This window comes from Helicobacter sp. MIT 03-1616 (genome assembly GCF_000765685.2).
GTDB classification, from domain to species: domain Bacteria; phylum Campylobacterota; class Campylobacteria; order Campylobacterales; family Helicobacteraceae; genus Helicobacter_C; species Helicobacter_C typhlonius.
Map to the genome: position 1 here is coordinate 34,801 of NZ_JROY02000005.1, position 22,970 is coordinate 57,770.

The 22,970-nt window shown below is 39.1% G+C and carries 21 protein-coding genes and 2 tRNA genes; 8 read left to right on the plus strand and 15 right to left on the minus strand.

The window, feature by feature from the left end:
• Positions 1-3: 3 nt before the first annotated feature.
• The 3 genes from LS67_RS04735 to gatB are packed head-to-tail and all read right to left on the minus strand — an operon-like array spanning position 4 to position 5,127.
• Complete coding sequence (locus tag LS67_RS04735; protein WP_328590455.1) at positions 4-3,432, minus strand: type IIG restriction enzyme/methyltransferase; 3,429 nt, start codon at positions 3,430-3,432, stop codon at positions 4-6.
• Entirely contained in the window at positions 3,386-3,706 is a 321-nt protein-coding gene (locus LS67_RS10185) for a DUF7149 domain-containing protein (RefSeq protein WP_328590456.1), read from the minus strand. The genes LS67_RS04735 and LS67_RS10185 overlap by 47 nt, the downstream gene beginning before the upstream one ends.
• A complete protein-coding gene (gatB, locus tag LS67_RS04740; RefSeq protein WP_034326734.1) occupies positions 3,703-5,127 on the minus strand; it encodes an Asp-tRNA(Asn)/Glu-tRNA(Gln) amidotransferase subunit GatB in 1,425 nt (474 codons plus the stop codon). Before gatB ends, LS67_RS10185 begins: the two co-directional genes overlap by 4 nt.
• 201 nt (positions 5,128-5,328) lie before the next feature.
• Between gatB and LS67_RS04745 the strand changes: the two genes are divergently transcribed.
• Both LS67_RS04745 and LS67_RS04750 read left to right on the plus strand, forming a co-directional pair.
• The gene (locus tag LS67_RS04745) at positions 5,329-6,027 is read left to right on the plus strand and encodes a hypothetical protein (protein ID WP_236096347.1); all 699 of its coding nucleotides are present in this window, start codon (positions 5,329-5,331) and stop codon (positions 6,025-6,027) included.
• Positions 6,028-6,061: 34 nt separating this feature from the next.
• On the plus strand, positions 6,062-6,997 hold the full coding sequence (locus LS67_RS04750) for an NAD(P)H-dependent glycerol-3-phosphate dehydrogenase (protein ID WP_034326738.1): 936 nt from the start codon (positions 6,062-6,064) through the stop codon (positions 6,995-6,997).
• A gap of 29 nt (positions 6,998-7,026) precedes the next feature.
• Here the strand turns inward: LS67_RS04750 and LS67_RS04755 are convergent, their stop codons facing one another.
• The 11 genes from LS67_RS04755 to LS67_RS04805 all read right to left on the minus strand — a co-directional run bounded on the left by LS67_RS04755 (position 7,027) and on the right by LS67_RS04805 (position 16,761).
• Positions 7,027-7,314, minus strand: a complete 288-nt coding sequence (locus tag LS67_RS04755; protein ID WP_034326740.1) for an HU family DNA-binding protein — start codon at positions 7,312-7,314, stop codon at positions 7,027-7,029.
• Positions 7,315-7,431: 117 nt separating this feature from the next.
• Complete coding sequence (locus LS67_RS04760) at positions 7,432-7,665, minus strand: hypothetical protein (RefSeq protein WP_034326743.1); 234 nt, start codon at positions 7,663-7,665, stop codon at positions 7,432-7,434.
• Complete coding sequence (gene fliS, locus LS67_RS04765) at positions 7,649-8,032, minus strand: flagellar export chaperone FliS (protein ID WP_034326745.1); 384 nt, start codon at positions 8,030-8,032, stop codon at positions 7,649-7,651. The genes LS67_RS04760 and fliS overlap by 17 nt, the downstream gene beginning before the upstream one ends.
• A 10-nt stretch (positions 8,033-8,042) precedes the next feature.
• Positions 8,043-10,091 carry a flagellar filament capping protein FliD gene (fliD, locus tag LS67_RS04770; protein ID WP_034326748.1) on the minus strand — a complete coding sequence of 683 codons (2,049 nt, stop codon included), beginning with the start codon at positions 10,089-10,091 and terminating at the stop codon, positions 8,043-8,045.
• A 52-nt stretch (positions 10,092-10,143) separates the two neighbouring features.
• Positions 10,144-10,539, minus strand: coding sequence for a FlaG family protein (locus tag LS67_RS04775; protein ID WP_034326750.1), 396 nt, complete (start codon positions 10,537-10,539; stop codon positions 10,144-10,146).
• Between the two features lie 63 nt (positions 10,540-10,602).
• Positions 10,603-11,808 (minus strand): murein hydrolase activator EnvC family protein, encoded by a 1,206-nt coding sequence (locus LS67_RS04780; protein WP_034326752.1) that lies wholly within the window; start codon positions 11,806-11,808, stop codon positions 10,603-10,605.
• On the minus strand, positions 11,808-12,617 hold the full coding sequence (locus LS67_RS04785) for a hypothetical protein (protein ID WP_034326754.1): 810 nt from the start codon (positions 12,615-12,617) through the stop codon (positions 11,808-11,810). Before LS67_RS04785 ends, LS67_RS04780 begins: the two co-directional genes overlap by 1 nt.
• Entirely contained in the window at positions 12,604-13,272 is a 669-nt protein-coding gene (locus tag LS67_RS04790) for a cell division ATP-binding protein FtsE (protein ID WP_034326756.1), read from the minus strand. The genes LS67_RS04785 and LS67_RS04790 overlap by 14 nt, the downstream gene beginning before the upstream one ends.
• 3 nt (positions 13,273-13,275) lie before the next feature.
• Complete coding sequence (trmB, locus tag LS67_RS04795; protein WP_034326758.1) at positions 13,276-14,463, minus strand: tRNA (guanosine(46)-N7)-methyltransferase TrmB; 1,188 nt, start codon at positions 14,461-14,463, stop codon at positions 13,276-13,278.
• Complete coding sequence (locus tag LS67_RS04800; RefSeq protein ID WP_034326761.1) at positions 14,463-15,719, minus strand: fibronectin type III domain-containing protein; 1,257 nt, start codon at positions 15,717-15,719, stop codon at positions 14,463-14,465. The genes trmB and LS67_RS04800 overlap by 1 nt, the downstream gene beginning before the upstream one ends.
• Positions 15,649-16,761 (minus strand): RluA family pseudouridine synthase, encoded by a 1,113-nt coding sequence (locus LS67_RS04805; protein WP_034326762.1) that lies wholly within the window; start codon positions 16,759-16,761, stop codon positions 15,649-15,651. The genes LS67_RS04800 and LS67_RS04805 overlap by 71 nt, the downstream gene beginning before the upstream one ends.
• Before the next feature lie 56 nt (positions 16,762-16,817).
• Between LS67_RS04805 and LS67_RS04810 the strand changes: the two genes are divergently transcribed.
• The 5 genes from LS67_RS04810 to ftsZ all read left to right on the plus strand — a co-directional run bounded on the left by LS67_RS04810 (position 16,818) and on the right by ftsZ (position 22,347).
• Positions 16,818-17,957 carry an FtsW/RodA/SpoVE family cell cycle protein gene (locus LS67_RS04810; RefSeq protein WP_081951489.1) on the plus strand — a complete coding sequence of 380 codons (1,140 nt, stop codon included), beginning with the start codon at positions 16,818-16,820 and terminating at the stop codon, positions 17,955-17,957.
• Positions 17,919-17,995, plus strand: a tRNA-Ile gene (locus LS67_RS04815). The genes LS67_RS04810 and LS67_RS04815 overlap by 39 nt, the downstream gene beginning before the upstream one ends.
• Before the next feature lie 238 nt (positions 17,996-18,233).
• Positions 18,234-19,757: a peptidylprolyl isomerase gene (locus tag LS67_RS04820; protein WP_034326765.1), complete on the plus strand. Its 1,524-nt coding sequence runs from the start codon at positions 18,234-18,236 to the stop codon at positions 19,755-19,757.
• A 7-nt stretch (positions 19,758-19,764) separates the two neighbouring features.
• Positions 19,765-21,132 carry a cell division protein FtsA gene (ftsA, locus tag LS67_RS04825; RefSeq protein ID WP_034326766.1) on the plus strand — a complete coding sequence of 456 codons (1,368 nt, stop codon included), beginning with the start codon at positions 19,765-19,767 and terminating at the stop codon, positions 21,130-21,132.
• Between the two features lie 9 nt (positions 21,133-21,141).
• The gene (gene ftsZ / locus LS67_RS04830; protein WP_034326767.1) at positions 21,142-22,347 is read left to right on the plus strand and encodes a cell division protein FtsZ; all 1,206 of its coding nucleotides are present in this window, start codon (positions 21,142-21,144) and stop codon (positions 22,345-22,347) included.
• 166 nt (positions 22,348-22,513) lie between these two features.
• Here ftsZ and LS67_RS04835 read toward each other — a convergent pair.
• Positions 22,514-22,590 (minus strand) — tRNA-Arg (locus tag LS67_RS04835).
• A gap of 132 nt (positions 22,591-22,722) precedes the next feature.
• Here LS67_RS04835 and rpsU point away from each other — a divergent pair.
• Positions 22,723-22,935, plus strand: a complete 213-nt coding sequence (gene rpsU / locus LS67_RS04840; RefSeq protein WP_002955579.1) for a 30S ribosomal protein S21 — start codon at positions 22,723-22,725, stop codon at positions 22,933-22,935.
• Positions 22,936-22,970 lie beyond the last annotated feature (35 nt).

Sequence of the window (22,970 nt, forward strand, 5' to 3'; positions counted from 1 at the left end):
TTTTTATGTTTTGGAATCTATTATTTCTATCTCATCATTTGTGAGATTGTAGAGTTTATAGACTAAAGAGTCAAGTTTAGATTCTAACTTGCTTGTGTCAAGGGTGGAATCTGCTTTGTCATATTGAGCCGTAGGCGAAAAATCTTTTTTAGATTCTGTATTTTTAGATACTTCGGCTAACGCCTCAGTATGACAAGCTTTAATTTCTAGGATTTTATCTACACATTTTATAATCTCATCGCACAAGGGCTTATTAGTTTCTGTGATTTGTGGGATAGGGAGATTTTCTAGTTCGTAAATATTGACATGATTATTTGTGCTGGTGATTCTAAATAGCCAATTTAAAAGTTTAGAGTTAAGAATCCCCACTAAAAATTTTGCGTCTCTTGCATTCTTGCAATATGTAATATTGCAAGAATCCAAAAACACAATTTTTGTGTTTTTGGATTCTACAAAATTTGCGTGTATGCGATACCTGTCTGTCGTTCCTGTAATGTTTTGTGTTGTAATAATATATTGATTTTGATTTGCTTCTATTATCTTTCGTGTTATTTCATTGTCAATACCATAAAATACTTCCTTATCTAAATACCATCTATGACAAAAAGCCCCCTTATATATTTTAATATCTGTTGTACTTGAGCTTTGAATCTTTTTTAAATGGATTGTATTTATATTGCCCTGTAAGCTAGAATCTATCATATCTTTTAGCAAGATTTTATTTGTTTTAACTTTGGCAATAATGGGCATTTCGCCTTTTTTAATAAGTGGGATTTCATAAAGTGGGAAAAACTCTAAAATTTGTTGTTGGCTGATTGATTCAAAGTCAATTTTATCCATTTTGGATTCTGTGTTATTGATAGCGATTTTAAAGTGGTTATTTGACTTTGGCTTTGCTTTGAGAAATTCCATAATGCAAACGCCTTGTATCACACCTGTGAAAAGTTTTTGATTCTTCTTAAACTCCACAAAGTATTGCATTTGTGTTTCTTTGAGTAGTAGCTCTCTTGTAAATTGTGCGGATAAATCGCACATAATGGAGCTTTGTGTGATAAATGCAACAAGCGAGTTTGTATGTCCTAAATTGTATCCTAGCTCTACAAAAACCTTATATAAGTTTTGTTTGCCTTTATCCTTGCCTTCGCTGTAAGGGAATCTTGTTTTGTCATAAAGCCCCTTTGGCACTTGCATATAAGGCGGATTACCTACGACTAAATCAAAGCCTAGAAAGTCGCCATTAGAATCTAGCACTTCAGGGAATGCAAACCGCCATTCAAATGCGTTTTTGTAGCCTTCACCACTTGTTGTAGAATCTAGCTTTTTACGCAGGGCGACTATTTTGCCATAGGAAATGTAGGCTTCATCTTCTTGCTCTTTGTTAAGCTGTGGATTGCCAAATATATTGTGTGCGTAGGATAAGCCATCTAATAAGCTTTCATTATCTAAAAGCGAAATGCCATAATTTGTGATATGTATCTCAATAGCTTTTTCTAGCTCATTTTTGGTTTTTGGGTCTTTGAGTGTGAGTGTGAAAGTTTGCTTGATAGATTCAATTTGTGCTTCAATCTCTTGCTTTGAAATGTTTAAGATATTTTGGTCGGCGTTTTTGTAGTCAAAGACAAGCTTTTTGTATCTTTCTATTTGATGTGTAATATTTGGAATATGTTTGAGTGAATCTTTTAAATCAAAGCGACTTACAAGCGAATTCCCGCATTTAATATTTATATCAATATTTGGTAGGGTTTCTAAATCGCCTGTATTTTTACCATTAGAATCAAAGATATAAAAGCTGTATTTAAGCAGCTCTATCCATAATCTTAGCTTTGTGATTTCACAAGAGTTTGGGTTTATATCCACGCCAAAAAGGCAGGATTCTATCAAAATGCGTTTGTTGTGAAATAGGGCTTTTTGGATTATGTGAGATTCTAAATTTTCGTGGGCTGGGGTTTGATAAGTATGCAGGGTGTTATTAGAATCTTGTATTAAAATCTCATCATTTTCTAGGCGTAATCTTATGTCTTTTAATCGCTTGTAGTCTCGCTCTCCATTATCATCAATGTGAATCTCGCAGAGAATCTTAAGGCGGAATTTTAGCTCTATCATAGCATTGAGCATAGATACAAGGAAGTGTCCGCTACCAACGGCTGGATCGCAAACCTTTATAGAATCAAAAATGGCATTTGCCTCTTTATAGCCATCTTTTGAATCTGTGAGTTTGTCTAGCTTTTGTGCTAAAGATTCTAAGCTGTCGCATTCCCACGATTTTCTTTCATTAAATTTCTCTATAACGACTTTTTCTAGCGACTCTTTACACATATAGCTAGTGATAAAGCTAGGCGTGTAGAAACTGCCCTCTTTATAGCCATTTAGCTTTTCAAAGACTAGTCCTAGCACGGCGGCATTTATCAGCTTGTCGTGGTTTGTTTTGGTGTGGTTTATAATATCTTTTGGCGTGGTGGTGAAGTCATAGGCGTGTAAGAATTTAAAGAGATATTCTAAAAGGGGCAGGGATTGCGTGTCTTTATACTCTTTGTCTTTTTTAAGGATTGAGTGCTTGAAAATGGCGAGATGATTAGAATCTAGGTGGCTTATTTCGTTATTTTGCTTTTCTAATTCTGTTTTGTCAAAAAGGCTTGAGTTAAGATAGGGGATAGAATCTTTTAGCTTTAAGTCTGTTTTTCGCTTCTCTTTTTTAAGGGCTAATATGTCAAAAAAGAGTGTGTTTAAGTCTGTGAAGTTTTGTAGCGTGTCAATGTCTAAAAAGGGCTTTGTAATATGCTTGAAACTTAAAAGCATAGATTCTAAAAGTCGCAGGAATAATATGCGGTTATTCCAAGTGGTAAGCAAGGAAAAGATTGTCTCAAAGTCTTTGTCTCTATCAAGTCCTAGTTTGTTGCAGATTGAATCTAAAAGCGTGTTTGGCTCTGTGGTTGGGAGGATTAGAATCTTGCCTTTTTGGTCTATCTCTTTTAGCCCTAGAATGTAGAGTAGCTCATCATAAAAGCTTTGATTGAGTGTGTTGGCGTCAATGTAGGTTTTTTGTTTGAGTAGCACTTGTGGGCTTAGGGCTTGATATAGCAGGGGCAGGGGTGTAGTCTGTATATTAAAATGGGTAAATTTTAGTGTGGAGTTAAGGGAGAGCAAATAGTCTTTAAGTGTGGCGTAAAACTTGCTTGTGCTTGTGTCTGTGCCTTGATTCTTATCGCAGTTATCAAAGGCTTTTAGGATTGTTTTATCTTTAGCAAATGTGAGATACTCTCTAGCGTCTATGAGATAGAAATCTCGTGTGTTAGTTAGGATAATGTGTTTTATGTCGTTGTTGTTATGGGTTTTATACTCGCGTAAAAAGTAGAGAATGGATTCATAAAAGGCTTTGGATTCTAGGCTATATTCTTGTAAAAGTAGTGTATCCCCCCCCCCCGCTAGAAACAAACTCTATCTTATTGCTTAGACTTTTGACTTCAAAAAGCACTCTAGCTTTATTGTATTCATAAATGCTTAAATCAATGCGATTTTTTGTATTGCACTCATAGGCAAAGCTTTTGGCTAGAAACTCTATCAATGCGATTTTTTGATGCTCTTCACTCTCATTTTCATTTGTGTGTAAAAGCTTATCCCTATGTTTGCTAAAAGATTCTAGCTCACTCTCACTTGGACTATGGGCGTTTGATAGAAAGTCTTCTAAGGGGATAAGCGTATAAGTCATTGTAGCTTCTCTTTTAAAAGCTCATTGACACGAGCGGGGTTTGCACCTTTGCTTGCTTTCATCACTTGCCCTACAAAGAATCCAAAGAGTTTGTCTTTGCCACTTTTGTATTCCGCGACCTTGTCGGCATTAGCGCTTAACACAGATTCTATAACTGCAATAATTGCGCCATCATCATTAATTTGGGCTAATCCCATAGAATCTATGAGGCTATCTACATCGCCTCCTTTTTCCATAAGCACATCTAAAATTTCTTTGCCACTTTTTCCGCTGATTTTGCCCTCCTCAATGCGTTTAACAAGTGTGGCTAAAGTTTTAGAATCCACCCCACAAGTCTGCAGCGTATTTTCACCCTTTAATCGTCCTAAAAGCTCTGTAGTAAGCCAAGTAAGAGCACCTTTAGCACTTGCACCTTCTTCAAGCATAGATTCAAAATAAAGCGCAAGCTCAAGGCTACTTGTAAGCACACCTGCATCATAGGGCTTAAGTCCTAAGGCATTGATGTATCGCTCCTTTTTTTCATCGGGCATTTCTGGAATCTTGCTTCCCTCACACATAAGGGCTTTATCAATAAATACAGGCAAAAGGTCAGGGTCAGGGAAATAGCGATAATCAGCTGCCTCTTCCTTGCCACGCATTGAACGAGTAATGCCTTTGACAGTGTCAAAAAGACGAGTTTCTTGCACAACTTCGCTTTGATATTTTCCCTCTTCCCAAGCTTCAATTTGTCTCTCTACCTCATATTCAATCGCTTTTTGGATAAATTTAAAGGAGTTAAGATTCTTAATCTCTACACGCGTATAGAGTTTGCAATCTCCTTTGGGGCGAATAGAAACGTTTGCATCACACCTAAAGCTTCCCTCCTGCATATTTGCATCGCTTATGCCAAGAAATCGCACGATAGAATGCAGCTTTTTAAGATAGGCTATTGCCTCATCGGAACTTCGCATATCAGGCTCACTTACAATCTCTAATAATGGCGTACAAGCACGATTTAAATCTACTTTTGAATAATTATTTTCGTGGATATTTTTACCTGCATCTTCTTCAAGGTGCGCACGCGTTACACCGATAGTTTTTGTTTGGTTATTACATTCAATTTCAATACTTCCTTGTCCTACGATAGGAATCTCAAATTGACTGATTTGATAGGCTTTTGGCAAGTCTGGGTAAAAATAGTTTTTGCGTGCAAAGACAGAGTTTTGATTAATAGTCGCATTAATCGCAGTGCCAAAGGAAATCGCCTTTTTTACCGCTTCGCGATTAAGCACGGGGAGTGCGCCGGGTAGCCCTAAGCAAGTGGGGCAAACATTTTTGTTAGGCTCATCACCAAAGCTTGTTGCGCAAGAGCAAAAAATTTTTGTTTTGGTATTGAGTTGGACATGCACCTCTAAACCGATAATCGTTTCATACGCTGACATTTTCATAGCCTTTTGTGTTGAAAATATGGGAATATAAAATGCTAGTATAGGCTAAAGCCGATAAAAAATTTATAAATTTTTAACAATATTTGGTATAAAATTATAGTTTAAGATTTTATAGAATCTTTTACAAAAAGTAGAAAATACCGATATTTAAGTAGCTTTATAGAGGGTTTCAAAGAGATTTTAGGGGTGAGGCAAGTGAAAAACATAAAGGTGATGATGCTATTGTTAAGTTTTGTCTTAGGCTTAATGTGGGCTGAAGATTCACAACTGAACCAATTAGAATCATTAGAGGCACACAAGACTTCTTCTGATACAAATATAAGCAAAGAGCAGAGTGAAGATTCTGGTGCAAGTATGCAGGTGAGTAAAAATTTCTCAATCAAAGCTGATACAACCGCAAATGAGGGATATTCAGAGTTTGAACTTGAAACAGGTAAGGCAAATTTGAATGAGTTTGACGCTCCAATATCGCGTTATAGAGCTGGTATGAAGCTTAATTATTCTTTTAAACCTGATGCGCGTGTAAAATTAAATTTTTTCCTGTTGAATGCTTTGGAGATAAATACCCAAAGACGTGGAGGAAAGGTTAAACCATATAATGATGGCACTTTGTATGAAGAGAATACATATGATTATGGCAGTGTAGCGGTGGAATCTAGTTGGGTAAATAGTGTTGGTGTGGCTTTAACGATTTTAGGCGTTCATAGGATTTCGCTTACAATGAAGCAAACGCAATTTGCTGGTGAGAATAATTCACTTGTCGCCCATATTGGTTTCCCCACCTTTGTTGGCAGTGTGAAACAAAATTCAGTATTAAATGATGGGAATCTGGTAATTGCCAACCCTTTTATGATTACCACGCAGTCTTTTTTGACATATACTTATGTGTTTTGATATGACTACATAGCATTATTTAGTAGGGTTTATTATGAATACAATCACTATTTTTGGTGGCGGTGCTTGGGGTAGGGCGTTAGCCTTTGCATTTGCTGAAAAAAATAGAGTTAGCATTGTTTCGAGGCGAGATATTAGCGCACTCCTCGCACCTCTTAATAAGAATCTTGTAAATAATAATCATTCACCCATTACGCAGGTAAGCCACAGCCAAGCATTAGATTCGGATTATTTTGTAATGGCTATTGCTACAAGTGCCTTGCGTGAATGGCTACATAGTGTCGCCTTGCCTCGTGATATAAAAATGCTCTGTGCAAGTAAGGGTATAGAAGCCGGCAGTGGTGCATTTGTGAGTGATATTATGGAAGAGTATGTGCCACACAAGAGCATCGCATATTTGTGTGGTCCTAGCTTTGCTACAGAGGTGGTGCGCTCCCTGCCTTGTGCGCTTGTGATACACTCACGCAATCTTATCTTAAGTCGTGAGTTTGGCTCACTTATGCCACATTTTATCAAAACCTATGCAAGTCCTGATGTCGTGGGTGGCGAAGTTGCTGGGTCGTATAAGAATGTCATTGCCATAGCTGGTGGAATATGCGATGGCTTGAATTTTGGTGCAAATGCAAAGGCTTCGCTGCTTGCGCGAGGGCTTGTAGAAATGAGCCGATTTGGAGAGCATTTTGGTGCAAAAATGGAAACATTTTTGGGGCTCTCAGGTGCTGGAGATTTATTTTTAACCTCAAACTCTACAATGTCGCGTAATTATCGTGTGGGGTTAGGATTGGCACAGAAAAAGCCTATTGATGAGATTCTAAAAGAGCTTGGTGAGGTGGCTGAAGGTGTGATTACTGCAAAAGCTATTACAGAGATAGGACAAAGGGAAAATATCTACACCCCAATAGCAAGGGAAATTAGTCTCATTATTGAAGGAAAAAGTGTGAAAGAAAGTTTGAAGTCTCTAATGGCGTAGCCCAAAGAGCTACGCTTCATCTGTTTGGCTTATTTTTTAGCCTTTGCTACGAGGTCTTTCAAGCCTTTTCCGGGTCTAAATTTAGGAACAGCTTTTTCTGCTGTTTTGTATGTTTTTGATGTGCCGGGAACTTTGCCTGTTTTAGCTTTTTGAATTGCTGTTTCAAATTTACCAAAACCAACAAGTTCAACGCTTTGTTTTTTAGAAAGAGCCTTAGAAATAGCTTCTGTAAAAGCGCTTACTGCTTGTTCAGCATCTTTTTTTGTGCTGTAATTGCCAACTTTTTTAACCAATTCCACGAATTCTGCCTTGTTCATAGCAAACTCCTTACTTTAGATTTTGAACGCGCCCATTCTACAAGAAATTAAGGCTTGAGTCAAGGTTTATATAAGATGTATGCGTATTTTGAGCAGATTTTCTATCAAAAATCTATGCTAGAGAGAATTTTCGAGGAATTTTTTAGCGGCTTTAATCTGTTCCATATGGATTTTAGTTTGGAGTTGCTTGGATTGTAGAAGTAGTCTTGTTTGATCGATAAGTTCTAAGGCTTGGAGCTTATCTTCAAGAGATGCAGATTCTAAATCTTGTGGGAGATTGCTTATAAGCACGAACGCGCCTTGGTCGTCTTCTTTGAGCAAGGCGACTTTAAGTTTATCGAACCAATTCATCTTGGTTAATCTCTCTCCACGCCTCAAGTAACCCTTTAGCAACATTTATGACAACATCAATTTTGGCTGGGTCATTTGCCACATTTGCCTGTGTAAGGAGCTTTATTTGGTGTGTGTAAAGCCCTGTGAGATATACTGCTACTTCGCCGCCTTTATCGTAATCAAGCGTATTCAAAAGCTCTGTAAATATATCTGTCGTGCGATTGATATAGTAGATTTTTTTCTCAATATCCTCTGCTTCCATATGTCGCTTCGCTTGGGCGCAAAATCGCAAGATTCCCTCATAGAGCATTTCTACAAGTTTAACAGGAGATTCTACAGAGACTGAATTTTGTTGATAGAGGCTATAAGCGTTATTGCCATACATTGGTTACTCCTTATTTTTTAGCTACAGATTGGTCAATCATCAGCTGAACGCTGCTGAAAGCATTGTTTGTTTTAGAAATTTGTGAATCATAGGCTGCAAATCTTTGTGCCATAATATCATAGCGCATATTAAGCTGCTCTACTGCTTTTTTGCGGTCCTCGCGTAACTTTTTGTCATCTCGAGTAAGGCTTTCTTCAAGCAACTTAAGCCGCGCATTACCACCATTGAGTAGCCTATCTAATTCTTGGTCAAATTTTTTAAACACACCATCGGTTTTCACCTCCCTAAATTCTAAAGTCTTTAAACTCCCATAGAAAAACTCCTGTGTGCCCTCTGGGTCGGAGCTTAACTCCATTTTGAGCTTATTCATATCAAGACTCATTTTGCCCTTTTCGTCAAGGGATAAGCCATATTTTGCAAGTCCCTTAATCTCGCTTTCTGTTGAAATAGTCGTAGAAAAAATGCGATTGAGTGTAGGGCGTATCATACGAATATCACTATCGCCATTAAAGATACCCGCTATTTTGGAATCTTCATCAAAGCGCGTAACTTCATCAAGCTTTAGCCCAAGCTCATTGTAAGTTTCCACAAATTGCTTTACATTCTCGATAATATCCTCATCATTGCGCGTGATGTTAATCACTGCGGGTTTGCCCGGCTCTGTGGTTGTGAGAAGCTCGATATTTACCCCACTCACCACATCATCTATTGTATTTGTAGGGCGTCTCATCGAGATTCCATTATATGAAAACACCGCATCTTCAGCTGTTTGCACCTTGCGTATTTTAAATAAATCCTCTTGTGTTTTGGCATAATCCATAGTCGTGCCGCTTTTCAATCCTAAATCTTCCAATGCCTTTTTACTATCAGGGTCATTGTCCGCAAAAATACTCACTTCGCCTGTGTCGGAATTGATGACAAGCTTGCCTTCATTATTCACAGAAGCATAAATACCTGCAATATTGTTAATCGCCTCTGCGATACTCTTCGCATTTTGTTCGGCTGTATTTTTCTTTTTGGTAAGTGTAGCAAGGTCAAGTGGAATACTACCTATATTAATAGTGCCTTTGAGTTGTCCTGCACCCACGCTTTTGGTTGCTACTATTAAATCATCTTGTTGAGTTGATTTATTGTCCTCACCAAAACCTAGAGTTTGCGACTTGCTACCCTCGAGATTAATGCTATGCCCACGTCTATCATTGATTGTGAGCATATCGCTATTTGCACCGCCTACGCCGATATTCAAGTCATTGCCAAGCATACCTTCAAAGTCAGAATCATTTTTAATTGCTTCAATAATCGCCTCTTTGAGTGCTTGTGCATTATCTTGCGACTTAGAACTTGCAGTTGTTTTTGGCAATCTTATGGATAAGGTCTTATCAATGCCTTTCTTGTCTTTAAGAGTGATAGAAAAATCCCCATCGTTAAGTTCAAAAGACCCACTAGGCACGGCAGAGCCTACGGCAGTCGAGCCAAAATATATGCGCGAAGCCTCGCCTGTATCTTTTGAATTAATCATTAGCTGGTAGGGATTTGAACCGCCTGTTTTCATTACAATCCCCATTACCTCGCCCTTTGTCGTATCAGTAATGAGTTGTGCCACGTCACCTAGCTCCATACCCGCTTTAATTTCGATTCTATAATCTTGCCCCTTATGGTTGAACTTTAGCACAGAATCCTTTTGGCTAAAGACAGATTCTCTACTCTCATACTTCGAGCCTATTTCGTTAATATCAGAGCTTGCCACAGAATCTACATCGATTTTTATATCCTGTGTAGGCACACCTGTGGAGATAGTAGCCTTTAGTGCATCTCCTATGACATTACTAGAGCGTCCTAAGTAAGTAGAGTAATCAGCAAGTTTGCTCGTGCTAGATTTCAACCCACGTAAAGAAGAGGTAATGGCTACAAGCTCGGTTTGCTTCTCCACATTTTGCTCGATTTTTTTGTCAATAGGCTTGATGTGAGAGGCTTCGTCTGCCTCTCTAAGTTTATCAATCACTTCGTGATTTAAAACCTTGCTTCCAAGTCCTAGCGAACTCAATGTGCCAAGTGCCATTATTCCTCCTCCCTTCTAAAGTAGATATTATTTTAAACCATAAAGTAAAAAGCTATCCCTGTTTGTCAAAAATCACACCAATCACTTCGCGCATTCTTTTCATAAGCTCAATAGCCTCTTTAGATGGAATCTCGCGTATCACCTTATCGCTATTGCTCTCTTTTACGGTTACTTTAAGACCGGGGATATTTTCATTATATGAAAAATTTAAATCCGTGCCTACACGTTTCATCTCATCATTGAGCTTTTTGCTTAATTCACGCAACTCATTTTCAAGCTGTTTTTTGTTTTCCTTATCTTGATGCTGCGCGGTTTCTTCCCGTCTTCGCACTTCCAAAGGGCGTGTGTCCTCCGCAACTGCATTGCCACTAGAATTTACCATATCGACAAGTCGTGTCCTTATGGATTCTGTATTGTCAATCTTACTGATATGATTAGTATCAATCATAATGTCCTCCTTGTGAAGATTTAGAATTGAAGTAAGGCAGTATCGACTTTTAGGTATTTTTTTTTAATTTAATTTGATAAATTCGGCAGGGTTGATATGTTTATCTTTTTGTGTGATTTCAAAGCTTAGTCTATCATTAACCTTGCCAATGATTGTGCCTTTTTTGACGGATAGCCCCGTTTTGATAGAAGATTCTATTTTATCCATATACGCATAGATTGTATGTAGGGCATTTTGATGCTCAATAATTACCACTTTTTTAAGTCCGGGTGCATCTTTTGCATACACAATCTTGCCATCAAGCACATTTTTTACATTTGCATTGCTTGATTTTGGATTGAAAATAATTGCAGCATTGAAAATCTTAAACTTATACACAGGGTCAAAATATGGTCCAAATCTTCTTTCAATTACATAATTATCAAGCGGTGGGAAAGTTTTTGCACCCTTATATGGGATAGTAGGCACATCTCGGTATGAGGTACCAAACTGCTTTGGGGCTTTGATGCTATCGGGATTCTTTTGATTATCAATAAATACCTGCTGTTTAGAGTCTGAGCGTTTTTGCTCTTTTACAATGTTGAGATTAGAAAGAATATTATCGAGATTCTCGCGCTCTTTGACAATATCTTTAAGTTGTTTGTCATAAATCTTTAAGTCAGTTTGCATCTTTGCCAAGGTTTGCTTCTGCTGTTCCTTTGCACGCTCTAAATGCTCCTTTCTGTCAGTTTGAGTTTTTATAGAAGTTTGAATTTGCGAAATTGTATTGGTAAGCTTTTTTATCTCGTTATTGAGGATATTTTGTTTGGCGTTAAGCGTCTTAATATTGTTTTTTGTGTTATTTTGTAAGATGTTGTAGATATAAGATTCTATGACTTCATCTACTGAATCCGCATCAGCAGTGCGATTGATAATCATAGAAAAGGCAATATTTTGCGCGAATAGTTTCACGAGCTGTTCTTCGCTTTTTTGCTTTTGCTCTATGAGTATTCTTTGCTTTCTTTGAAAATCTTTGAGTGTCTTTTCTTGACTTTGGGATTTGCCTTGATTTTGCAAAATATCTTTTTGTAATATATCAATTTGCATACCAAGCTGGGTTAGCTCACGATTTTTAGTATTTATCGCCCTGCCTAAATTATCAAGCTTTTTGCTAATAGCCGCCTCTTTGGACTTCGCGTCTTTGAGTTTATCCTTTGCGGTATTTTGGTCAATATTCGCCAAGCACATACTTGCAATAGCGCATATTGCAAAATAGCCAAAAGCCCTCATTACAGGTCTTTTTGTTTAATGATGACAAAAACCACCGACACAATAGATACAAGGACTGATGTAAAAAGCAAAATGATGAAATCGCTTCCTATGCGGAAAATATCGCTTGTAACTTCAAGCGTTTGCATTATTTCTTGCATTTTGTTGTGATGAATGATATATGTCATACCCGTGATAATCGCTATTGTAGAGATAATAGAATCTATAAACGCAAGGCGGAATAAAATGCCATTTCTCATCCACGCGGGAGCACCCAAAAATGCCATAATCTCCATTCTGTCACTATGCTCGAATTTCCAAATCTCAATTTGCTTTATCATCAAAATATAGCTTAGAATCGCAATCAACGAGGCAAATACGACAATTGAACTTTTGATAATAAGTAGGAGCTTATACACCTGCGAGTGGCTTTTGCTGAAAGATTCTACTTTTGTTACACCATTGAGCTTTTTAAGCGTGGCATTAATCTTTTGCAGACGCTCTTCATCAGGGAATGTAGAGAGTTTGAGTGAGTAAAAAAAAGGTAACTCTCTTTGCAAAGTTTCAATGCTCTCGCGGCTTAAGTCTTTGCGCAATTCATTCATCATATAATCTGGCGTAACGGCTTTGAGCTCCTTTGCTTCACGAATAAAGCTCTGAATCTTATCAAGTGTGAGTGCATTTTGTGAGGCGATAACAATTGAGTAATTGTCCGAGAGCTTATTTTCGTGCTTACTTACCGCACGATTGACAAGCATAATGCTTTCAAAGCTAAATAGAAGAGCGAGGAGCGGGATAATTAGTGCCAAATGTCTCCTAAGCAAACTCATAGACCACTCCTTCCTCGATATGTAATCGTCTGTATGGGATATTGAGTCTATCGGGCATTCTGTGTGTTACAACAACCACGGTTATGCCGAGCTGTTCATTCACACCTTTGAGTAGATTCCAAATCAACTCACTCGAATAATCATCAAGGTTGCCTGTTGGCTCATCGGCAAAGATGATTGTCGGGTTATGTGCGAGTGCGCGTGCCATTGCCACGCGTTGTTGCTCACCACCACTTAACTCTAGTGGGAATTTATTTGACTTATGTGAAAGCTTAATATGCACGAGAAGCTTCTCTACTTGTGCTTTACACACTTCCTTTTTATAGCCATTAATTACCATAGGAAGCATTACATTGCGCTCGATATTCCATTCCTTGATAAGCTTGTAGTCTTGAAACACAATGCCAATGTTGCGGCGGAGCTGATTAACGCGGTTTTTTGAAGCCTTTTGCATACTCACGCCAAAGACATTAAGATGTCCGCTTTTCACACCTAAATGCCCGAAAAATGAGCTTAAAATAGTGCTTTTTCCACTACCCGAAGCCCCTGTGATAAACACAAACTCTTTGGCGTTGATATTAAAAGTAGCATCTTTAATCACAAGCTCATCGTTATAGCCAAGATTCAAATTTTTTGCCTCGATAATTGCACTCAATTCTCACTCCTGTGTTAATATCTGCATCAAATGCGTATGTGCCTTTATAGCCGCCTGTGTAGGGATAGGGTCGCCACCTATGTAATGCGCGGATAGAGTGGGGTAAAACGCAATTTGTAAAAACGCATTTTGAGGTTGAAAAAAATCTCCAAAACACAATGTCATCACATACACATCTCCCGCACAATACAAACCATCAATGTGCAAAAACCAATCTTTTGCAATTTTCTTATACGAAAAATCTGTGTAATTATCCACATTTTTTCTTAGAATCTTATCAAAACTGAATCTATTTTGATTATTTTGCACATTTTTTGTATTTTTCTCGCCATTTTGCTTAAAAATTTTCATATCATAGATGTCTTTTTGTTGCCTTTCCCAACGCGCTTCATATTTGCTCGTAATATCAAGCTTTGTATTTTTATACACTTCAAGGTGTAAAAGTGGCTCATTCAGCGCAAGATTGAGCGTGTCTTTAAAATAGATTTCATCATCGCTACGCAAGTGCAAAAACGCGTTTTCATCTAATACGCGTAAAACTTCTTGTAAGAATCGAGCCGAAAATACGCGTCTATGGGGCTTTTTATTCCACGGGACAGGGAAGTGAAGGTAGATTCTGTCTGCTTTAGAATCTGGCAAGATTTCAAGCAAAACCCGCGCGTCAGCATTGATAATGAAAAGATTTTCTAATCCCAAAAGCTCTATTTGTCTTAGAATCTGCTCGATAGAAGGCGTGTGAATCTCCACGCCAATGCAGATTCTATGCGGATTATTCTGCGCTAAATGTAAGAGATGTCGCCCCGAGCCAAAGCCTATCTCCATAATGAATCTATCTCTAAAATCCAAAAAAAACTCTATGGGCTTAAAGTAGGGCGATTGCAGATTTTGTCGAGGTGAATTATTGTTGAGATTATGGCTAATGAGTGAATCTTGGTGTTTGCTTAGAATCTTTAGGGCATTTTTAATCACGCCCGTATGCACTTTTGCGCTGCTTTTTTCACATTTAAGAATACTATTGTTTTTTGTCGCTCTTTTTTGTTTGCGTAGGAAAAATGCGTTTTGTTTATATTCTACAAGAATAAGCGATTGGTTGGCGTCATTGCACTTTATAGCCTCATAGACAAAGGTAAAATCCTCCTGCATATAAGGCAGCGATGGCAGAGAAATATTTGAAGCAAGAAAATGCGGCATTATGGCTTTGCTTTTTGGAGCGTGATTTCTTTGCTGGGAGTAGATTCTATGCCATTTATATCCACGCTTACAACACTATAAACATATGCTTTGCCTTCTTGCATTTCTTTATCTATGAAGCGCGTATCGTGTATATCAATGAACCTCATACTTTGATTCCATAAGCTTTTTTCCTTGCGATAGACGACATAGCTCACAATGCGGTCATCACTTGGCGTTTGCCACGAGAGAGTGGCTCTATTATTGAGCATTGTACCTTCAAATTGCGTAGGTGCGCTGGGTGGAGGGAGACTAGAACCCTTGGCTGGATAGCTACTTAGGCGTCCTTGCAGTCCATTATCACCTAAAAGCACGACTTGATAGGTGTAGCTTACGCCATTTTCCTTGTCTTTAAGCTTGTGCGTATATTGTGTTTGGTTTGTGGTGGCGAGATTCTTATAAGTTTTGCCATTAGCGGAGTAGGAGATTCTATATCTTTTTTTGCTTACCCCTTGTGAATCTGGTGCTTCATTCCAAGTGATTATAATAGCGCGTGGCAAGTCATTGCTTGCCTGTATGTTTTCAATGGGTGCGGGTTGAGGGATAGTAGTCGCGCTCACACTCGCAGAAGCTTTGCTCTTTATGCCCTCAAAGTTTTTTGCAATAACGCGATAGGTGTAGGTTTGCCCGTCCTGCAAATCCTCATCGAAATACTCCACACCTAAGCGGTGTGGGATAGTCGCTATGGTCTTAAATTCTCCGGCTTTATCAAGACGTTGGATAAGATAAGAATCTACGCTGGGATTGGGGTGGGGTGAATAGATGATTTTAATCGTTCTAGGTTTGTTATTTATAGCGAAAACGCTCTCCACCGCATCGATAAATGAAGTTTTGACTTCGAGCGTTTGCATTGTTTGCGAGATTGTATCGTTTTCGCCTAGAATCTTAAAACCATAGATATAAGTTGATTGGGGTTTGAGATTATCATCATAGAAATGCGTTGCAGAGGCGTTTTTAATCCTCTCAATCTCTTGCAACTCTTTCTCATTTGGCTTAGAGCGATAAATCACAAAGCCTTTTACATTTTCATCTTGCATAAGTTTCCATTCAAAGCCCACGGACGAGACATCAGCAAGTGCTTTTACAGAATCTAACTTTGGCAGGGAGCTATCCTCTTGCAACATGGGATTGAGGGTGCTACACGAGTTAAGGAAAAATATGAAAGGCGTCAATAATCCTATCAACTTCGAGCAAGTCCATAATGTTTTGGCAGTCATCGGGCAAATCCTTTGTAAAATGATTTTGGAGAAATTCTAGCATATCTGTCAAAATGGGGGCTTTAAAGATATAATTTTCTTTGTTGCGCGGGTGGTTGAGATAAAGTATATAGGCGTGGAGCAAAATTCTATTATCGTAATGGTAGCTCTCCGTACCCTTTTTGTATCCATAGAGTGTATCGCCGAGGATATGGCGAGAGAGGCTTTCAAGGTGTGTGCGGATTTGGTGCGTCCTGCCTGTGTGGAGCTTCACTGCTACTAACTCACATTTACCATTATCCGCAGTGGCGAGTTTGATAAAGGAGCTTTTGGAATCCCGCACACCCTTAGGAATAGGCGCATTTGGGCGAATATAAATCTTGCTCATTTTGAGGCGATTGTGGGGATTGCGCCCCATAAAGCATTCTATTTGCTGATGAGATTTTAAGGGCTTATCAATAAGTGCGAGGTAATAGCGTCCCATTTGCCGCTCTTTTAGCTCTTGGGGGAGGATTTGATATGCAAGGTGGGATTTTGCAATGGCTAAAGCCCCGCTTGTTTGTCTATCGAGGCGATGAATAATGCCATATCGCTCCTCGCCACTTAATGTATGCAGGATATGCGAATGTGCCCTAAGCCAATCAGTGAGGGTTGGTTCTTTAAGGCTTGGGGCTTGATGCACGACAAGATGAGGCGGTTTATTGATAATTAAAATATCGCTATCTTGATAGAGAATCTCAATATTAAATTTTTTATCCTGCATATCAAGAGGAAGTGGAGTGGGGATGGGATTTATAGAATCTGAATCTGTGGGGTGCGTAGGATTAGAACCCTCAAGATTAGATTCTGTAATAATATCTAGCCTTATGTGGTCATTTTCTTTAAGAAATATGCCATTTTTTGTGCAAAGTGTGCCATTAAGATAGACTTTTTTGCTTTTGATGAGGTGGTGGATTTGGTTTTTGCTGCTTTTGAGATATGCGCTTAGAAGCGAATCTAGCCGCAATTTACCATTCATATCTTTGTTGTTTAAGTCAATATTTGATACAATTAATTCTTTCATTATCTTTTCTGCCTTAGAACTCAATACGTTTATATAAATTTTGTAGAGGAAAAATTGTGATTGATAGACGGATTCTAGCACATTTTGATTATATTTTATTATTGCTGATATTGCCACTTATTGGGATTTCACTTTTTTTGATGAGTGAGCTTGATAGTGTGTTATTTGCGAAACAAGTAAAGTATATTGCTGTGTGCTGCGGTCTTATGACACTTTTGTTTATTGTGCCTTACAGACAACTTAATGGCATTATTATGGTAATTTATGGCGTGTGCGTAGTGCTCCTTATCCTCGTGCATTACATTGGCACACAAAAACTTGGGGCGCAGAGATGGGTAGATATCCCTTTCACAAGCTTTTCTATCCAGCCCAGCGAGGTGATGAAAATTGCCCTTATGCTGCTCCTAGCTTCATATATTACGACAAATCCACCACCACAGGGTGGTTATGGCGTAAAGGAATTTCTCACTATTAGTTTTTTTATCCTTGTGCCATTTTTTATTATTCTCAAAGAGCCTGATTTAGGCACAGCTATGGTGATTTTACTCACCGGATTTGGCACCTTATTTTTAATTGGTGTAAATAGGAGAATTTGGATTACTTTAGGGCTGGTTGTGGCATTTTTAGCACCTGTGGCTTATGTAGTCGATCCGCTCAAAGACTATCAAAAAAGGCGCATTATGGATTTTATATCCGATAAATCCCCATATCAAGTAAATCAATCTCTTATTGCCATTGGTGCGAGTGGTTTTTTTGGCAAATCAAAAGAGGAAGCAACGCAATCGCAACTCAAATTTCTGCCTTATGCGAATACAGACTTTATTTTTGCGTATTTTGTCGAGCGATTTGGTTTGTTTGGCGCATTTGGGCTATTGGCATTATTTTTTGCGCTGATTGTGCATATTTTAAGTTTAGGATTCGCGTATGCACAGGATTATTTTTTGCGTGTATTGGCAGGATATATTGCTATTTTGCTCTTTTTGTATGTGGGGATTAATGTCTGTATGGTTATAGGTTTAGCCCCTGTGGTGGGAATCCCTCTGCCGTTAATGAGTTATGGTGGGACGAGCTTTGTAACATTTATGACACTTTTTACAATCCTTGAAAGCGTCCTTGCCTTTAGATTTGTTTTTGAGTATAATGCCAACTCCAAGCCCGGACCTTTAGCTCAGCTGGTCAGAGCACTCGGCTCATAACCGATTGGTCGCAGGTTCGAATCCTGCAAGGTCCACCACTTTGATACAATCCTTAGTTTTTTACTGCTTAGTAAATCTTAATAATAGACATTGGGTAGGTAGTTGTTGCAGATTCTAAAAATATTTACAATTAAAAATGCGAAATGAGGTAAGAAATCGACAAAAAGGCATAATTTTGCATAGTAAATTCAATATTTGCGCCCTTTGGTGCATTTATTTATGATACAATCGCAAACTTAAAACTATACAAAACACAATTAAGAGGTTATACATCAAATGATTACTTGGATGCAAAAACATAAAAAATGGCTTATCATCACCATTTGGGTGAGTGCTATTGCATTTATTGGTGCTGGTGGGGTGAGCTGGGGCTCTTATGGATTTGGCTCGAGTAATGATAAAGTCGCACGAGTAGGGGAGATTGATATTCGTTTGCCCGAGTTTCAAAGGACATATAGCAAAATATTTAGGGAAAATGCAGAGATAATGAACGAAAGATTTGGTCTCTCGCTTGATGAGGCACAGGCAAAGCAGCTTGGGCTGCCTCAACAAGCCTTGCAGTCGCTTATACAGCAAGCACAGATTCGCAACTTTGCGCGGGATTTGGGCTTGGTTGTGAGTGATAGTGAAGTAGGACAGGCTATCATTGATGAGAAAATTTATGTTGATGAAAATGGGCAGTTTAGCCGAGATGTGTATGAAGCAGCTTTGAGAGATATGCAACTAAACAAAGCTGAATTTGAAGAAGATGTGCGAAACATACTCATTTTGCGCAAGGTTTTGAATCTTATGAATGCGGGCGGTGCGCAGTCTATTCCTTTGTTAAAGGCTACATTACTTGAGAGAAATGCTCTAGAAATGGCGCACAATGTGAGTGATAGACTAATGATAAAGACTATTCCACTCTCACAAATGCAAGTAAGTTTTGATGATGAGGAATTGAGGACATTTTGGGAGATGAATGCGGATAATTGGAAAACGCCAATGGAGTTTGAAATAGAATATATCCTAATTCCATTTAGTGAGCAAAAGCCAGAGCAAGAGGCATTACAGGAGCATTATGAAAACTTTAAGAGCGATTATTTAGACGAAAATGGACATTTATTGACCCTAGAGCAAAGTATGGATAAGCTTATGCAAGATGTGCAGGTAGTCGAGGCAGAGCGGGTGGCAAAGAGGGCGTATAGGGATTTAAAAAATGGTAGCAAGAGTGGCATCGTGCGCCATATAAAAGAAAATGAGCATTTTTTTATACAAAATGGGGTGGATTTGGTTGTAGCGGATATGAAATTAGCGCAAGTTGGGCAAGTGTTGCAGCCTATACAAGCTGATGATGGATTTGTAACGCTTAAACTTTTGAGTAAAAAAGAGAGTGTGAATCAAAGCTTTGAAGAGGCTAAGGCGGAAGTTACACAAATGTATAAACACCAAAAAGCAAGAGAAGCACTCGTAAAGCTCGCTAAAGAAAGCCTCAAGGATTTTAAGGGCACAGATATTGGCTTTGTCTCCTTTGATAATGGATTCGTGCAACCTATACCTACATTGCAGGACACTCAACAGGCGCATTTTCTCTCACAAGTCTTTGGCTCGCAGGAGAGTGAAGGATATGTGCTTTTTGATGATAAGGTGGTGCTCTATCGTGTGCTTGAGCAATCTTTAGCTAAATCTGGAGGGCAAGAGTATGAAAACGATACCGAAATACTTGCAAAGGGTGCGAAACTTCAGGCAATTTTGGATTCGTTTGTAGAGTATCTTGATAAAACTTATAAAACCACCATTTACATTGATGTAAGCAAGTGAGGCGAAAGTGGATAGGATTATTTTAGGTATTGACATTGGCAGCACAAAGATTTGTGCCATTATTGCCGAGATAAAAGATGATGGAATCCCGCATATTGTAGGCACGGGTATGCACAAGGCTGAAGGAGTGCGTAAGGGCTCAATTTCAAACATAGAGCAAGCCTCTACTGCCATAAGAAACGCGGTAAATGACGCTAAAATGGTATCTGGTGAGCAAATAGACAAAGCGATTATTTCACTCTCTGGCGCATATGTAAAGAGCATTAGGGAAACAGCTATCATCAATGCACCAAAAAATGAGATTGGGCTCACAGAGATTCGCCGTGTTATGCAGACAGCTATTTATAATGCAGATATTCCCGATGACCATACGCTTATCCACGCTTTGCCTTATGAATTTAGGCTCGATGGGCAAAGCTATGCTGAAGACCCTATGGGTATGAGTGCTTCGCGTCTTGAAGCATTCGTGCATATCGTAGCGGCAAAGAAAACCGCGCTAGAGAACCTTAAACGTGCCGTGAGTGAGGCAGGGATTGAGATTAAAAATATCGTTTTGAGCGCCTATGCTTCCTCGATTGCAGTTTTAAGCAATGAAGAAAAAGAACTCGGTGTGGCGTGTTTGGATATGGGCGGACAGACTTGCGATTTGATGATTTATAGCGGGTATTCTATGCGTTATTGCGATTTTTTAAGCGTAGGGTCGCATAATATCACAATTGATTTAGCTACCGCGCTTAACGCCCACCCGAGTATAGCAGAGGAGATTAAAGCAGAATGTGGTAAGCTTATCTTAAGTGAGGACGATAAAACAAAATCTGTCAAGGTTTCAATGATGACGGGCGAAAATGTAGAAAAGTTTGTGCCTTTGGAGGTGATTCACGCAGTGATTTTTGCACGCGTAGAGGAAACCTTGAGGCTTCTGGCAAAGAGTATTGAAAAAAGCGGCTTAAAGGATAAGATTGGCGCGGGGATTACGCTCACGGGTGGTATGGCGAATTTAGAGGGTATGCAAGAATGCGCCTCGAGCATTTTTCGCAAACCTGTGAGAATCTCAAAACCTATAGCCGTAGATGGGCTTTTTGATCGTTTAAGAGGCACAGATGGTGCGACAGCAGTGGGCTTGATACTACACGGTGCGGGGCGACATACAAACTATGAGATGAATCACGAAAGGAATCTTTTGTATAAAAGCAATATCATCACAGATAGTGCGGACATACATAGTCTCGAGCTGCCAAAAAGTGCCATTGAAGAGCCGAGCATAGGCTCGAGGATTACACAAATTGAAGATTTGTCAGAAATTAGGACTTCAAATGGTGATAAGCGTAACAATCTTTTTGTAAGATTCCGCGAATGGGCGAGTCAATTATTTTAGGAGGCTTATATGAATACAGATTTCAATGCAGATTATGTTGATATACAAGAAGTGCAACCAAAGCATAACGATACGCTTGATAGACCAGAACATAATGTAAGAATTACCACTATCGGCGTGGGCGGCGGTGGCTCACATATGATAACTCACCTCTCAAATACAAACCCACATCACGCGGTAAATCTTGTCGCAGCAAACACAGATAAACAGGATTTATATACGACAAAGGCTCAAGTGAAAATGGTGCTAGGCGAGAAACTTACAGGCGGTTGGGGCGCAGGTATGCGACCAGAAGTAGGTGAGAAAGCAGCATTAGAGACTTATGAGGAGCTAAAACTTGCAATTAATGGCTCACAAATCGCATTTGTATGTGCCGGACTTGGCGGTGGCACAGGCACAGGCGCGGCACCGGTAGTAGCAAAGGCTGCAAGAGAAACGGGTGCGCTCACAATCGCTGTTGTAACTAAGCCCTTTAAATCCGAGGGCAACAAACGCGCAAAATTTGCAGAGGAGGGCTTAAAGAAGCTTAAGGCAGAGAGTGATTGTATAATTGTGATTCCAAATGAGCGGTTGCTTTCTATTATTCCGCCAAATCTTGGCTATAAGGATTCGATGCGTATCGTTGATGATGTGTTGGCTCGTGCAGTAAATGGTATGTCAAACATCATCTTAAGGGGTGCTAACGAGGGTATGAATATGGATTTTGCCGATACACGCACCGTTTTAAGCTATGGTGGTCTAGCACTTATGGGGATTGGCGAAGCTAAGGGTGATGAGGCAGCAATAGAGGCAGTGCGCAGAGCCATAGAATCCCCACTGCTTGATAATGTCGATATCAATGGCGCAAAGGGTGTGCTTGTGTGCTTTGAGATTAATGAAGATTATCCTATGAGTGCCACAGATAAGGCTATGGAGCTTATCCACAGGGCTGCCGATGAGGACGCGGATATTTTTTGGGGAGTTTATATAGATGAGAATGCAGAGATAGATTCTGTGCGTGTAACGGTGATAGCTACGGGTTTTGAGCGAGAGATTATTGCTAATAATGAGAATCCACAACAGCCTCAAATGACGCAAGAACAGGTTATGCAAAAGCAAGCTATACAGAAGCTTAATGATAATTTTCGAGCAATATCACCTTCTTTCAAAGAACAGAATGGATTGCTTGATTATGAACTTGATGTCCCCACATATTTGCGTGCAGGACGAGACTAGATTCTGTTAAGCCCTAATTGCGCTTAGGGCTATGGCGCAAAGCCACCACAAAAATTTTCAATTTTCTATCATTTTCTTAACAATATGTTTTTTGCCAAAAACTCTAAACATTACAGCGCGTGAATATTCTAAATTTTGTAAAATAATCTTAAAGTAAGTGTAGAAGTGGCGTGCTCGGAGGGATTCAAACCCCCGACCTACAGGACCGCAACCTGTTGCTCTATTCAGCTGAGCTACGAGCACAAATGTGAAGTAAGCTTGGTATTTTAGCGAAATTTTCTTAAAACTCACTTTATATAATGCAGTTTTAAGGATAATTAAACAAAACTCGCGTATAATGCCGCTTTCAAATTTTACAAGAAAGTAGGTGAGACTATGCCGGGTATCAAAGTGAAAGAAAGCGAATCTTTTGAAGAAGCGTATAGGAAGTTCAAAAAACAAACCGACCGCAACCTTGTTGTAACCGAGCTTCGCGCACGAAGATTTTTTGAATCTAAAACCGAAAAGCGCAAAAAGCAAAAGATTAACGCAAAGAAAAAAATGCTTAAACGCCTTTATATGCTTCGCCGCTACGAGTCTAAACTCTAAGCATACAAGCATTTTTAGGATTTATTACCTAAATT